Source organism: Falsihalocynthiibacter sp. SS001 (assembly GCF_042445055.1).
Lineage (GTDB): Bacteria > Pseudomonadota > Alphaproteobacteria > Rhodobacterales > Rhodobacteraceae > Falsihalocynthiibacter.
Genome location: NZ_CP170339.1, coordinates 2609483 through 2624101, shown reverse-complemented (window position 1 = coordinate 2624101; position 14619 = coordinate 2609483). Strand labels below are relative to the sequence as shown.

General features: G+C 51.1%; 13 protein-coding genes and 4 pseudogenes. 15 read left to right on the top strand and 2 right to left on the bottom strand.

The window, feature by feature from the left end:
* Positions 1-8: 8 nt before the first annotated feature.
* Positions 9-648 (top strand): annotated as a pseudogene (locus tag ACFE33_RS12570) (IS6 family transposase); the annotation flags it as partial.
* A gap of 120 nt (positions 649-768) precedes the next feature.
* Here ACFE33_RS12570 and ACFE33_RS12565 read toward each other — a convergent pair.
* Entirely contained in the window at positions 769-1824 is a 1056-nt protein-coding gene (locus ACFE33_RS12565) for a Gfo/Idh/MocA family protein (protein WP_380053976.1), read from the bottom strand.
* A gap of 158 nt (positions 1825-1982) precedes the next feature.
* Between ACFE33_RS12565 and ACFE33_RS12560 the strand changes: the two are divergent.
* Positions 1983-2651 (top strand): annotated as a pseudogene (locus ACFE33_RS12560) (GntR family transcriptional regulator).
* Between the two features lie 251 nt (positions 2652-2902).
* Here ACFE33_RS12560 and ACFE33_RS12555 read toward each other — a convergent pair.
* On the bottom strand, positions 2903-3532 hold the full coding sequence (locus ACFE33_RS12555) for a helix-turn-helix domain-containing protein (RefSeq protein ID WP_380053974.1): 630 nt from the start codon (positions 3530-3532) through the stop codon (positions 2903-2905).
* 126 nt (positions 3533-3658) lie between these two features.
* Between ACFE33_RS12555 and ACFE33_RS12550 the strand changes: the two genes are divergently transcribed.
* The 13 genes and pseudogenes from ACFE33_RS12550 (at position 3659) to ACFE33_RS12490 (ending at position 14605) form a co-directional block, all read left to right on the top strand.
* The gene (locus ACFE33_RS12550; protein ID WP_380053972.1) at positions 3659-4138 is read left to right on the top strand and encodes a fasciclin domain-containing protein; all 480 of its coding nucleotides are present in this window, start codon (positions 3659-3661) and stop codon (positions 4136-4138) included.
* An 86-nt stretch (positions 4139-4224) separates the two neighbouring features.
* Positions 4225-4710, top strand: coding sequence for a fasciclin domain-containing protein (locus ACFE33_RS12545; protein WP_380053969.1), 486 nt, complete (start codon positions 4225-4227; stop codon positions 4708-4710).
* A 440-nt stretch (positions 4711-5150) separates the two neighbouring features.
* On the top strand, positions 5151-5405 hold the full coding sequence (locus tag ACFE33_RS12540) for a hypothetical protein (protein WP_380053967.1): 255 nt from the start codon (positions 5151-5153) through the stop codon (positions 5403-5405).
* Between the two features lie 33 nt (positions 5406-5438).
* Complete coding sequence (locus ACFE33_RS12535; RefSeq protein WP_380053965.1) at positions 5439-5852, top strand: DUF4864 domain-containing protein; 414 nt, start codon at positions 5439-5441, stop codon at positions 5850-5852.
* Between the two features lie 84 nt (positions 5853-5936).
* Positions 5937-6574, top strand: a pseudogene (locus tag ACFE33_RS12530) (transposase).
* Positions 6575-6832: 258 nt separating this feature from the next.
* Complete coding sequence (locus ACFE33_RS12525; RefSeq protein ID WP_380053963.1) at positions 6833-7138, top strand: DUF1254 domain-containing protein; 306 nt, start codon at positions 6833-6835, stop codon at positions 7136-7138.
* Between the two features lie 45 nt (positions 7139-7183).
* Entirely contained in the window at positions 7184-7372 is a 189-nt protein-coding gene (locus ACFE33_RS12520; RefSeq protein WP_380053960.1) for a hypothetical protein, read from the top strand.
* Between the two features lie 36 nt (positions 7373-7408).
* A pseudogene (locus ACFE33_RS12515) lies at positions 7409-8079 on the top strand (DUF1214 domain-containing protein).
* A 303-nt stretch (positions 8080-8382) separates the two neighbouring features.
* Positions 8383-8709: a DDE-type integrase/transposase/recombinase gene (locus ACFE33_RS12510; RefSeq protein WP_380053959.1), complete on the top strand. Its 327-nt coding sequence runs from the start codon at positions 8383-8385 to the stop codon at positions 8707-8709.
* A gap of 224 nt (positions 8710-8933) precedes the next feature.
* Positions 8934-9179: a hypothetical protein gene (locus tag ACFE33_RS12505; RefSeq protein WP_380053956.1), complete on the top strand. Its 246-nt coding sequence runs from the start codon at positions 8934-8936 to the stop codon at positions 9177-9179.
* Between the two features lie 399 nt (positions 9180-9578).
* Positions 9579-9707 carry a hypothetical protein gene (locus ACFE33_RS12500; RefSeq protein WP_380053954.1) on the top strand — a complete coding sequence of 43 codons (129 nt, stop codon included), beginning with the start codon at positions 9579-9581 and terminating at the stop codon, positions 9705-9707.
* A gap of 420 nt (positions 9708-10127) precedes the next feature.
* Positions 10128-12200, top strand: a complete 2073-nt coding sequence (locus ACFE33_RS12495; protein WP_380053952.1) for a S9 family peptidase — start codon at positions 10128-10130, stop codon at positions 12198-12200.
* 65 nt (positions 12201-12265) lie between these two features.
* The gene (locus tag ACFE33_RS12490; RefSeq protein ID WP_380053950.1) at positions 12266-14605 is read left to right on the top strand and encodes a pyridoxal-dependent decarboxylase; all 2340 of its coding nucleotides are present in this window, start codon (positions 12266-12268) and stop codon (positions 14603-14605) included.
* Positions 14606-14619: the final 14 nt, after the last annotated feature.

Genomic DNA, 14619 nt, shown 5'->3' with positions numbered 1-14619 from the left:
TTTGCCCGATGACAAAACGCTCTCCATTTCGCTATTTCAAAACCAGTCCGAAAGTAATCCGTTTAGCGGTGATGCTCTACGTTCGATTTCCACTTTCGCTTCGAAATGTGGAAGATCTTTTGCATGAACGAGGCATCGATGTCAGCCACGAAACCGTCCGTTTCTGGTGGAACAGATTTGGACCAATGTTCGCAGCTGAGATCCGTAGAAAACGGGTCAGTCGGTTGCGATGTTACTCAAATTGGCAAAGGCACCTGGACGAGGTTTTTGTGAAGATAAACGGCGAACTGCACTATCTATGGCGGGCCGTGGATCACGAGGGAGAAGTGTTGGAATCCTACGTAACGAAACGTTGGGATCGCAAGGCCGCATTGAAATTCCTCAAGAAAACTATGAAACGTCATGGCAAATCCGAAGTGCTAGTTGCCGATAAACTTCGCTCATACGGCGCTGCGATGAAGGTGATTGGTAACGCGGCGAAACAGGAAATAGGACGCTGGAAAAACAATCACGCTGAGAATTCACACTTGAGTTTCGACGAAGAAACGAGCGACGCACCGCTTTCGCCGAATGCGAAGTTTGCAGAAATTTGTTTCCGTTCGCGCATCCGTTTTCAACCACTTCAATATGGATCGCAGTCTATCGCAATGAGTTCATTTCAAACTGAAACGCAACGCTGCTCTTACTGAGTGGCGCGGTCCCGGTGCGACATAAGGAGCAGTGAGGCTGACCTAGTAGAGACGAGTTCGAATTCGTGCTTACAGCGCCCTACTCCGCAATATCTGAACTTTCCTCTAGGCCTTTCCCAAGCTGAACCGGTGTTTGCGTTTGCGCTGCCCTCTGAATGGCCTCGATAACGCGCAATGTTTTCAAGCCTTCTTCGCCCGAGACCAGCGGAGGCAGTGTTCCGCGAATGACTTCTTCGAAATGGGCGATTTGGTTGATCAGGGGATCAGATGCACTGACCGGCATGACCGACGCCATGATCGGATTCCACCAGCTAGTGTCACCCTCGTGCTGCCAAAGCCGCATATCGGGAATCGACAAGGCCCCTTTGGACCCTCCGATAAGATAACAGGATTCGTTGGTCGTCGGATAAATCGGGTACTCTCGCGACGTTAGCTCCCAGCTCCATGGCGATACGATACTGTCGGAAACTGTGATGGTGCAAACAGTCCCGCTTTCAAAGCGCAACACTGCGGCTGCAAGGTCCTCGTTTTCGAATCCGCGCACAGACGGGGCCATCTGTGCCTGTACTGTGACGACCTCGCCCAGAAAGTGGCGCATCAGATCAACGTCATGCACTAGATTGACAGAGATCGGACCCGCGCCCGTCTGTTTGCGCCAAGGTGCGACTTCGAAATAGTCGTCAGGCTTGTAAAACCAGCAGGTCACATGCGCCGCGCGCACTTGCCCGATTGCGCCCTCCTTAATGAGCTTTGCGGTCTCTTGAATGATCGGATTATGGCGTCGATGATGTCCGACCAAGATTGGCACATCCCTTTCACGGGCGCGATTGATTAATCGTTGGGCATCATCGGAAGAGGCAGCCAGAGGTTTTTCAATCAGCACGGGCACGCCGCGATCTACACACGCCATGCCGTCATCAACATGCCTCAACGTGGGCGTCGACAGGATCACTCCGTCGACATTCACCGCCTCAAACATGTCGTCTAATGATCCGAAGACAGGCACAGTGTGATCTGTCGGGCTGGGTTCGACCACGGCGGCCAATTCGACGCCATTTACATGGCTCATAGCAGCAACATGACGCCGCCCCATAAGCCCCGCACCCACAACCGCTATTCTCTTTGGCTGACCCATTTGGCCCTCTCGCATCACACCTCGACCACGCTAGCAGAGATAACGATATTCGCAATAATATATGATACTTTTAGATTTAACCTATTCCACGTGATATTGAGGAATATCGGAAGCTTGTGTTATCATCCGAAAGACGACGTAACAATAAAAGTCTCTACATGCCTCAACCCACTCCCACGGTCGGATTCAGCACCTACGAGCGGATCAAGCAGGACATCATCTTTGGTGAACTTGTGCCCGGCGCGAAACTCAAGCTTGACGGCTTGCGTGACCGTTATGAGGCCAGTGTGTCGACTTTGCGAGAAACGCTAAACCGATTGGCCAGTGAAGGATTTGTACTAGCGGCTGAGCAGCGCGGCTTTTTCGTGCGCCCCGTGTCGGCCTCGGATCTTATAGAAATTGCTCAGCTTCGAATATTGCTAGAATGTTCAGCGCTTGAGACGTCCATCGACTCCGGCGATGCGGACTGGTAAGGCAACCTGGTCGCCGCGCATCACAAACTGCATTTATTCGAACAGAAAATGCTTACTGGTGATCAAAGCCAGAAAGAACTCTGGAAACGCTATGACTGGGAATTTCACCAAGCTCTCATTCAAGCCTGTAACTCGGAAAACCTGCTGGCTTTGCATTGTACGATTTTTGATAAATACCTGCGCTACCAGTTGCTGGTATTAACCCACCGCGGCGCATCCGCGATTGCCGAACACACAGCCATGTTGAACGCTGCTCTGGCCCGCGACGTGGCGAAAGCCAAAATCGTTTTGGAAGGTCACATTCGATCCGGATTGGACCATACACTGACCGCGATGAAAGACATGTCGAGTTAAGTAATCGAGTGACAGCAGCGCTGCGCAAAAGTAGATTGAACTAGAATGTTGAATGAGAGACAGGTGGCACAAGGGTTCTATCCAACTAATAGTGCCCGCTGTCATCGTCTCAAGGAAAAGAAAACGGCATTGTCAGAGAGAACATGCATGAAGCGGGAGGGAGGTTTTCTTAACCTCGCTGAGACGAGTTCGAATTCGTCTAACGCCCCAATGTACCTTGTGTCAAATCTTCGGTGTTCCAGCTGGAGGTATCAGCCGCGCTCTCTTGCTGCGACAATGATGGCTGTCGCTCTATCATCTGAGATGCACTTATAGGAATGTGGGTGCCTTGCATCGAAGTACATTGAGTCTTTGGGTTCAAGTTTATGAACCGCGCCATGTATTTGGATCTCAATCGATCCGGAGATTACGTACACTAGTTCTATTCCGTCATGTTCATGCGGTTCTGATTGTGGTGCGCGCGGGACGAACTCAGATAGATATGCATCAATCGGCCTGTCGTTGACAGGATAGTCTAAGCTCTCAAAGTAGTAGCTTGGCATCCGCTCTTTAGTGTCTGGTAATTTCAAACGGTTCTTGGATCGAATGACCTCCAGTACTGGCGCTTCACCGTCATCAAAGAAATGATCCAAGCCAACCCCAAAGACCAGTGCGATCCGCATTAGGGTAGGTAGCGTTGGAATTACTTGACCCCGTTCAATCTTGGACAGCATTCCAGCCGAAAGCCCTGTGTGATCACCTAATTGGGCCAAACCAAGCGATTTTGAAGTTCGCAGGGTCCGAATCTTTTGCCCGATTCGGTAGTTGTCCAAACTTTTTGAAAGTGCTTCAGATAACATTTTCGCCTCGCATTTTTCCCTTGGCGCAATTTTGCCAGCCATTTTTTCCTTTTGTGAAATTATTGTTCTTTTAGTGCAAATTTGCATTGCATGAACAATTTTTTCCTCTCATGAAGATATACAGCAGCAACAACGCTGCACGCAACAGAATTAGAAAAGGAATTAGATATGTCTTTCAAATTTGTAACGGCGGCAGTTTTTGCGCTAAGCTCAATCGCTTCATCTGCACTCGCTGCAGACGGCGATATTGTAGACACCGCGGTAAACGCGGGAACCTTTAACACCTTGGTAGCCGCCGTTGGCGCCGCCGATCTTGTCGAAACACTCCAGAGCGAAGGTCCATTTACTGTCTTCGCTCCAACCGATGAAGCCTTTGCGGCACTTCCAGAAGGCACTGTCGAGAAACTTCTACTTCCAGAGAACAAGGATCAGTTGATCGCTGTTCTGACCTACCATGTGGTTCCCGGAAAAGTGATGTCTACTGATCTCCAGGACGACATGACGGCGGCAACGGTGCAAGGGGACTCAGTGACCATAGATCTGGATAATGGCGTTATGGTTGATGGTGCTAATGTTGTTGCTGCCGATATCGAGGCAACCAATGGCGTGATCCACGTGATCGACGCGGTCATCCTGCCGCAAGGCTAGGAATTCTGGGCCTCGGGTGCCACACACGGATACCCGAGGCCTCTATCAACCCAAATTCAAGACGAAACCAAAAAAGGATTACCTCGATGATACGCAGAACTTTTATTGCCGCAGCAGCGACGGCGAGCGCAATTACCCTCAGTGCATGTGCCAATATGTCTTCAGAGCCTGACATCGTCGATATCGCCGTTGGTAACGAAAACTTCACGACATTGGTTGCTGCAGTGGGAGCTGCTGGTCTGGTAGAAACTCTTAAGAGTGACGGCCCGTTTACGGTCTTTGCACCAACCAACGCAGCTTTTGACAAATTGCCAGATGGCACAGTTGCAAGCCTGCTCGAGCCGGAAAACCTGGAAACTCTTCGAAGCATTCTAACTTATCACGTTATTGCTGGAAAAGTATTGGCGGCCGACGTTGTGAACCTTGATCGCGCAACAACCGTAAACGGAAAAGATGTCCAGATCAGTGTGAAAAACGGTTCGGTCTACGTTAACAAATCCAAGGTGATTACTGCTGACATCGTAGGATCAAACGGAGTCATTCACGTCATCGACAGTGTCCTGCTGCCGTAATCCCCGTTATCGACCCCCTGAACCAGCTTGCGGGCTACTTAACCTGAGAAACGAACACAAATGAAACGGCCACCCCCTGAATAGGAGGCTCAGTCGTAAGTTCATCGGCTGGATTCTCTAAATATGGGTAGTTAGAGAGCGCAAATAAATTGAATCAGCTGCTCCTGCAACTCTATTCGGCTAGCCTTGTGCATTTGTTGCACGGACGCTTAAGGGTACGTCTAAAGGCGGCTGGATCAATGTTGGAAGCGCATTGATGCCCGCAGGCGCAGTTGCCAAATCGAAGTGGTAGAAACGCGTGTAGATGCCGTGGCCAGCACGGACAGAAAACAACTCCTTGACTGAGCGGACTTCACCCCCGTCGGTCAGTACCTAATTACACCGTCAAACTTATTCCCTGGGATCGTACTGCGATTACCTCAATTTAAAAGGAAATCAAAATGGCAGCCTTTGATTTGAAGACAGCTTGGTCCAGCGTCATGGACGAAAACAAAAACCCTCTTCGCAACTATCCGCTTACAACTGCGCACATGATCATGCAAATGCTCGCTTGGATGTGGAGCGCGGTGTTTTCGATATCAATAGGCAGTTACTTCGTTTTTGGGATTACTGCCTCAGCCCATATTCTGATGATCGGAGCGCTGTTCGTAACTCTAATTATGTTTCAGAGGGCGGAGCGGTGTAAGGCGGATTAGGGAAGAGAAAGCGAAAGTAAATGGAGAATTTCGATGTCGATGTTTGTGAAAGCAGGTGCACTTTGCCCGATTTTTATTCATGCCACTCAGGCACAAGATAACCCAGTAGAAAATGTGATTTCTAATCAAATCCAAGCACTTAGATCCGAAAACTTCGACCTAGCTTTCCAATTTAGCTCCCCCGCAATCCAGAGACGTATCCTAAACTCTTCGAACTTTGTGCGTATGATCCGTGAAGCCTTTCCTATCTTAATGACGGCCAAACAGGTTGAATTTGTAAAAGAACGGATGCGGCTTCCGCTAGCTTGGCAAGTCGTGCGTTTGAGTGGAGAACAAGGTGAGTCATATTCCTTCGCTTATGAGATGATTTTGATCGGCTCAGAGTGGCGTATCAATGGTGTCCTTCCACTCGAACAACATGGTCAAGATGCTCAAACACCTAAGTAGAACAAATCAAGAAACGTGCCTACGCATGGCGTTGTCAGAGGAATCCGGCTTGAGCGGGGTCGGGTAACTCAATAGCATTGAGCGATAATAAAACGCTCTCCCTTACACTATTTCAGAACGAGTCCAGAGATAATTCGCCTTGCAGTGATGATGTATGTCAGGTTTCCGCTATCCCGCTGAAATGTGGAAGACTTGCTGCATCAACGCGGCGTCGACGTAAGCCACGAAACGGTGTGATCCTAGCCTCTATGGTAGTGGCGGCTGTATGAGGTTTTTGTAAAGATTAACGACGAACGACGTTACTTATGACGTGCAGTTGATCACTAGGCGAGGTCTTGGAAAGCTATGTCAAGAAGCGCCAGGATCAGCCGGCGGCCCCTAAAATTATGAATAAAGCAATGAAATGGTACGGCCAGCCTGAGACAATAGGCACGGACGAATTCCGTTGCTATGGCGCGGCGATGAAAGTTATCGGAAATGCAGACAGACAGGAAGCAGGGCGCTGTAAGAAAAACCGAACGGAGAATTCTTATCTCCCTATTGGACGAAGGGAACGAGCGATGCACCGCTTTCGTAGGATGCGTAGTTTGCAGAGGTTTGTTTCCGTTCTCGCATCCGTTTTCAATCGCTCCAAACATGATCGCAGCCTTTCCCAAAGAGACCAATTCAAGCTAAACTGCACAGTTGCCCACATCGAGTGGTGCGGTCTTTGCGCGACATAACGGGGAGCCTCACTGGCCTAGCTGAGACGAGTTCGAATTGGTCTGAAACCACCACCCGTCCAAATGATCTGAGACAAGTTAACCTTGACTTTAAGAGAGCTGAGCGCTGCAATTGGGGAATTAGTTTAGTTTTTTGGATCAGACCCAAGACGTTTCGCAAGGCACCGCATTGTTGCATTCCGTCGAACGTAACTTTACTACGGGATTGAACTTCAGTGTGCGGCACAAGCCTATATTTGGTCACACCCACTGATCAGCATGACTACATGGCGAAATGAACAGGCCAAGGCTTGCGGCATTTCAGGCCGTGGCGGTTTTGTTGTCTTGCAGAGCTACAACGAAAAACTTGGTATTGTAACGGCGACCCTGACGACGCCATATATCTTCAACTTCGACAACGTGGAGGGCGATCCGCTGTTCATCAACTATCCAGTGGGCCCGTCCGCAGGTGCAATTCTGGACATGTGGCAACGCCCGTTCGCTGATCTGAGGCTAACGGGACCAGATGAGGGCGATGGCGCTACCTTTATCGTAGTCGGGCCAAGTGACGATCCAAGCGTGTAAGCAGGACAGGCGGATTTCGTCATCCAGTTACCGACGAACAATATCATGCTTGGCATGCGTTTGCTTGATAAGTCGCCAGAGATCGGCGCCCGTTTTGGCGATGAACTGTCAGTTGCGCCAGTGGGCGGGGAACCTGTCACGCTTGATGTTTCAGCTGGGGCCGACATTGCTTGGTCCGCAACTGCACCGCGCGGTGCAGCTTATTTCGAAACTTTACGCCAGATCCTGAACTAGGAATGCGTGCGCGAGCAGGACAAGGTCTGGATTGCAATGCTCGAACCGCTGAGGATTGAGCTCGGGGAACCGTTTGAAGCTACAGAGCGGCAGGCTCGTATACTGACCGAGGGTGCCTCCCTGGGGGAGTTGATGCTACGCAGCAGCCTGATCAAACCGCGCTTTTCCGAGCCGCATTGGGAGGGGACGAACTGGTACAAGAGCTTTGACTTCAGTGTTGAGAAAATTACGGATACGAAGGTTGAACTTGATGAACGTGCGCTGTGGTTTTACGAGGCCGTCACGAGTACGCAAGGTACGGTCAACCCCTCGGTCGGCAAGGGACAGGTTTACATGACCACAAAGCGGGACGTGAACGGCGATTTGCTCCGTGCAAATCGTACGTACCGGCTTCATGTTCCAGCTGATGCGCCGGTCTCTCAGTTCTGGTCGCTGACACTTTACAGTGAGAACACTCGTCGCCCCTACGATAGCGGAGTAGGTACACTCGCAAGCGCGAGCAGAGACAGCCGAATGATCTTGTGGTGAACGATGACGGATCCGTTGATCTTTTTGTCGGCCCATCCGCGCCAGAAGGCTTTGAAAAGAACCATATGCCTATGGTCGAAGATGATGGATGGTTCGTCTACTTCCGTCTGTATGGCCCTCTCGAGCCTTGGTTTGACAAAACTTGGTCCCTGCCGGATTTCGAGCCGATTGACGGTTGAGATGTCGATGCGAGCCTAAAGAAACTGCCTTGGCAGGGGGGGCAGAATAGACCAGTTGTGAAGACGAGGATCGTTCGTAGCTTGGGCGAATGACAAAACGCTTGCCTTTTGCTACTTCAAGACCAATCCTGAGATTGCTCGGTTAGCTGTCGTGATTTATGCTCGATTTTCACCTTCGCTTTGAATTGTAGAAGATCCTTTGCACGAGCGGGGCATCGATATAAGCCTCGAAACCGTCCGTTTCTGGCGGAACCGATTTGGCCCAAAGGTCGCAGCTGGTATACGTTGTTAGGGGGCAGCCGAATGCGGGGTTACTCGAAATGGCAATGGCAAATGGACGAGGTTCTTGTGAAGATAAGCAACGAATGGCACTATCTATGGCGTGCCGTGGATCACGAAGGTGAAGGGTTGATATCCTACGTTAAGAAACGTCGGAATCGCAAGGTCGCATTGAAAATCCTTAAGAAAACTATGACGCGTCATGGCAAAGCCGCGGTCCTAGTAACCGACAGGCTTCGCCATTACGGCGCCGCAATGAAGATGATTGGCGACGCGGCGAAACAGGAAACAGGACGCTGGAAAAACTATCGCTCTAAGAACTCACACTTGCGGTTCCAACGAAGAGAGTGAGCGATGTGCCGCTTTCGCCGAATGCGAAGTTTGCAGATATTTGCTTCCGTTCACGTATCCATTTTAGCCACTTCAATCAGGACCGCAGCCTATCGCAAAGAGTTGAATTCAAATTGAAACACGATGCTGCTCTTACTGAATGGTGCGGCATAAAGAGTCGGGGTATTGGGCAAGTAGAGACGAGCTCGAATTTGTCTGACACAACCATCAAAGGAGAAATACAAATGCCACTAATCTTCAAGTTGCCCATCTTGGGCGCAGCATTGATAGCTCTAACCGCCTGTATCTCTCCAGAAAATTATGAGAGTGCGCCTGTACAGGTCTCGACTCAAATGGGATTTGTGACCTGTCAGTTATATAGGAGAGATTTGGTTGTATGGGATAGGGCGATTGGTCGTCCAGAGGGTATGACTGTTGAGGTCGCTGATAACGTCTGCCGCGCCGAAGGTGAGCGTTTACGGAGCGGATAATGCCGTTTTCCCGTGAGTAGAAAGCAATACGGTGTTGTTACAGAAAGCCGTCTTGAGCGGGCTGGGCAACTAACTAGCATTGGGCATGATAAAACGCTCTCCCTTGCGCTCCTTCGAAACCAGTCCTTAGAGTATTCGCTTAGCTGTCATGTTCCGCATTCCATTTCCTTTCTCCCTCGGAAATGTGGAAGACTTGCTGCATGTACGCAGCATCGACGAGAGCCGCAAAACTATTCGGTGTTGGTGGAACTGATTTGGCCCGATGTTTGCTACTGACATTTGCAGGAAACGTGTAAATCGGATGCTGCGTTACTGGCAGAGGCGTTTGGATGAGGTTTTGTGAAGATAAATGGTAAGCGACCCTAACCATGGCGTGATTTTGATCACCAAGGCGAGGTGATGGAAGGCTATGTTCCGAAACGCCGGCGTCGGGCTGCGGCCCCCAAATTCGTGAAGAAAGCGATGAAACGCTATGGGCAGCGAGAGGTAGTGGTTACCGTTAATCGTGCTCATATGGCGTCGAGGTGAACGTCATCGGAAATGCTGCCAGTCAGGCAACCGAGCGCTGGAAGAAAAACAAGCGGAAAATTCTTATCTCCCTTTTGGACGAAGGGAACGAGCAGTGCACCGCTTTCGCAGGATGTGTAGTTTGCAGGAGTTTGTTTCCGTCTATACATCCATTAATAAGCACTTCATTCAGGATCGCGCCCCTCGAAACGAGATCATTTCGAGCTGAACTGAACCGCTGCTCTTGCCGAGTGGCACCAGCTTTGTTCGGTATAAAGGTCATCTCTACGGGTCCAGTAGAGACGAGTTCGAATTAGTTTGACAGGCCCCACAGCGACCTTAGTAGACATGAAATTTTGCTGCTTTTCGCTTCTGCTGGTCAGACAAAAATGTTGCCGTAGGGTCATCTTCCGCATTAGTATGCTGCCTTCGGGGGGAGTAATGGTCAAGTTATTGGAACAGGTCCAGACACGTCGGTATGGCGAGTGGGTTTCGCCGCTCGCGCCTGCGTCCCTTGCTGAGGGCACTCGAAAGATTGAAAAGATATGCCTCGACGGTGATGCGATCTTTTGGGTTGAGAGTAGGCCCGACGAAGCGGGGCGTAGTGCGATAATGCGCTGGACTTCCGCCGGAGGGGTAGAAGACGCAACCTCCCGGTGGTTTAGCGCCCGTACGACCGTTAACTCATATGGAGGTGGGGCGCTGGGCGTGAAAGAAGGGGTGCTGGCCTTCACACAATATCAGGCGGAGGCATTTCCAAAAACACGCGACCAGCGGGTTCATATTTGTACAGACGGTAAGCTTCCCAAACCAATCACACCCTCTGTTGCGGCAACATACGCGGACTTCGAACTCGATCCTGCACATGGCGTCGTCTACGCCGTGATGGAAGAAACAAACGTCATCACAAACGGGCAGCCCACACAATCACTCGTTGCATTGGACTTGGCAGGAGAGCGGCCGCCGAGGATTATCGCAGAAGGCGGCGACTTTTATGCCAGCCCCAGACTTTCACCTGACGGGACACAGCTTTGCTGGATGACTTGGAATTACCCGTCCATGTCGTGGGAGGGGACGCAGCTTTGGATCGCTCAAATCGATCCATCTGGAGCGCCCCGTGATCCCCGCATGATCGCGGGTGCGCCAGCAGAGAACATCGACCAACTTTCAAATCCCGTCCTCGCCGAACTCATGCGTTTTTCCGACGAAGCGATCGTAAATCCCGTTTGGTCGCCCGATGGGCAGTTATATGTCATCTCGGATCGCGTGAAAATCGACGGAGATCATTGGGCAAACATCTGCAAAGTCGAAGGTGATACTCTTGAAGCTGTAACGCGCGAAACGGCGGAATTTGCTGCGCCTGCATGGCGGTTGGGAGGGGCCTCGTTTGGGTTTGCTTCACCTGACCGAATTATCGCATGTGTTACGCGAAACGGTGCTTGGTCGCTTGTCAGCGTTGATGTGGCATCCGGCGCAGTCAGCGAGATCGAAACCAAGTTTTCTTCGATCCAGCATTTAAATGTGGCCAGCGGGTATGCCGTATTTCTGGCGGGTTCATTTACCAATCCCTCCGCGATCTATCGGATGGACCTCGCGACCAACGAAATCGAGCTTATCCGAAGCACAGCGCCGCCGATAAAGGACGAAGTACGCGCCTGTATCGCAGAGCCTCAGCTGATTACATTTCCCAGCGGTCCGGATGGCGAAGCGCAAGCCCACGCATTTTACTATGCGCCCAAGAACCCCAATTTCAAAGCGCCTGAAGGAGAAAAGCCTCCGCTGATGATCCTTATTCATGGTGGACCTACGGCGCCTGCAAGTGCTGGGCTTGATATGACGATCCCATTTTTTACTTCTCGCGGGTTTGCGGTGGTGGACGTTAATTATCGGGGAAGTACAGGTTTTGGCAGAAACTTCAGACGGGCTATGTATGGCGCTTGGGGTCAGGTCGATGTCGAAGATTGTGTAGGCGCGGTTAAGGCTCTTGTTCAGAGTGGCCATGTTGACCCCTATAGGGTTGTGTCTCGAGGAGGGTCTTCAGGCGGTTACACCACTCTTGCCCTTGCGACATTTACGGATCAATTGGGAGCAGCGGCCAGCTATTATGGTATCTCAAACCTTGAGATGATCGCAAAGGTCACGGACAAACTTGAGGCGCGCTATGCCGAATTGCTGCTTGGCCCTTACCCGATTGCCTCAAAGCTTTTCCGTGCGCGCTCTCCGCTATTTCATGTGGGACAGATCGATTGCCCGATTATTCTTTTCCAAGGCACCGAAGATCCGGTCGTACCTCCGCAACAGGCTCATGTTCTGATTGACGAATTGAACGCTCGGAAAATGCCGCATGCATTTGAGTTTTATGAAGGCGAGGGACACGGTTTTGGTCGTGCATCGTCAATTGTCGACTCGGTTGAAAAAGAGCTTTCTTTCTACGGAATGTTTCTAGGGTTTGTACCCGCCGAACCTTTAAGCGCACCGCAGATTCACAATCATGAAGCCGACGCAAATATTTGATCAGAGTTCGTTTCTACTCAGAGCGATTTAGGACAAACCAATTTTAGGCCGAAGGAGATGCACATATGATAAATCGACATCGTAGCAACGAGTTGCACCAGTCCGTAGATGCCTTTCGTCGGCGTCATCCCGATAAACTTAGCCTCAACAAGCCAGTACCCGTAGGCACTCCAGCAGCTTGGTTTTTGGGCCCGAAAGGTGAGAACGAAGCGGTCTTTCGAAAATTGTTGGACCAAGCGATTTCAGCAAACCTTGAAGCGCGCCGAACCTATCAGCCTGATGATCCACAAATGGCCCCCCCCAGCGTTATCAGCGATGAAAACCCTGCTTACCAGCGGTCGACAGACTTAATGGAAGAGAGACTTTCCGAAGTCCTTGCACATTTACGATCCTCCATTCCGCTTTCCAGCTATCGAAATCAGTCCCACATGTATTGGGACACAACGCTTCCGTCGCTCGTCGGATATATGGCGGGATTGCTCTATAATCAGAACAATGTCGCGACAGAGGCCTCTCCAGTCACAACGCTTCTTGAGATGGCTGTATGTGACGATATTTGCCGCATGTTGGGCTACAGGGACCCGGAGGACGAGAGCGATTTGCCGCGACCTTGGGGGCATCTTACTTGCGACGGATCGGTTGCCAATGCAGAGTCTATCTGGGCGGTGCGCAACCTGAAATATTTACCTTTGGTGTTGGTTGATGCCATTCGACATGATCCTACGCTTGCGGATGCACGTAACGTCACGGTTTTGACGCTCGAAGGTAAGCGCAGGGCCTTGATTGATTTGACGAGCTGGGAGCTTTTGAATCTGCCGATTGATGAAGCAATTGGCTTGCTGGTGCGCGTGACCGCTTCGGCAGGGATAGATGCAGATGCGCTTGCTGCGAGCCTATCGGGTAGGACAATCGCTGATCTCGGCATGATTGATTTTTCGCGCCGTTATATGCCGGACGTACCTGCTCCGGTTATTTTGGTGCCTGCAACGGCGCATTATTCTTGGCCCAAAGGTGCATCGCTTGTTGGCCTTGGGCGGTCCAGCGTGCGGGATGTTCGCGTGGACCTCGATGGGCGAATGGATACGGTCGATCTTAGGCGCCAACTTGATCGTTGCCTTGCCGAGAAGCGCCCCGTTCTTCAGGTCGTTGCCGTCATGGGAACAACAGAAGAAAGCGCAGTGGATCCGCTATCCGATATTGCAGATATTCGTGACGAGTACCGCCAATTGGGGCTTGAGTTCTCGCTTCATGCGGATGCGGCTTGGGGTGGCTACTTTGCATCAATGTTGCGCCCTTCCAAGCTTGAGAGCGATATCGCATCTCTTGGCCTTGAAGGTAGCGATGAAGAAGCACAACTTATGTCGCGGCACTTTGGCGTTCAAGAAGCAAATCGCGGTGCGCAGGAGCGGCCTGAACTAGACGATCCATATTTTGCTCACGATCTTGGAATGTCGCCCGGCATGATGATGGGAGACTATGTAACCAAACAATATGAAGCCTTCGCGCGGTGCGATACGATCACGGTCGATCCGCACAAGGCTGGTTTCATCCCATATGCTGTCGGATCACTCGTTTATCGCAATGGCGCGATGCGCGATGTTGTCGCCTTTACTGCCCCCGTTGTGTTTCACGGCGGCACAGTTCCGAGCGTCGGTGTCTACGGAATTGAAGGCTCAAAACCCGGTGCAGTAGCCGCCGCTGTCTATCTTTCCCATGCAGTCATTCCAGCCGACAAAACGGGATATGGACGACTGCTGGCCAAATGTATGTTCAATTCAAAGCGGTTCTATTGCGCGCTTTTGGCCGAGTTCGCATCGGATGACGAAGTAACGCTGACGCCATTTCAAAGACTTCCGGCAGAACGTGATGGCGGCAATCGATATGAGATTGCGCAGCAACGCGACTATATTGCTCGGCAAATTGTCCCCCTAGAAGATGACGCGCTGGTTGAGAAGCTTTTCCACGATCCCGAACTGATGGATTTATTCAAGCGCCTCGGTTCGGATCAGACAATCTGCGCCTATACGATTAATTTTAAAACTGGCGAGGGCATCAACCGCGACCTTGGTTTGATGAATGACTTGAACGCCGCGCTGTTCAGCGAACTGTCGGTACAGGAGTTCGGCAACGATAACGTCCCCAAAGCGCCGCTGTTCGTGACATCATCCCAGTTTGGCCCGAGCACTTACGGCCAAGAGTTCGTAGATCATTTTGCGAAGCGTTGTGGCGTCGATCCTGTCGCAGGAATGGATGTTAAGTTTCTGACCTCGACCCAGCAAAACCCCTTCATGACATCCACCGCTGATGGTGATCTCACTCCTATGCTTGCCAAGACCCTGAAGGACAAAGCCAAAAAGCTAGCAGCGGACCTACGGCGCAAGAACGGCCTGTCGGACCCAAGCTAACGCTTTCACCCCAA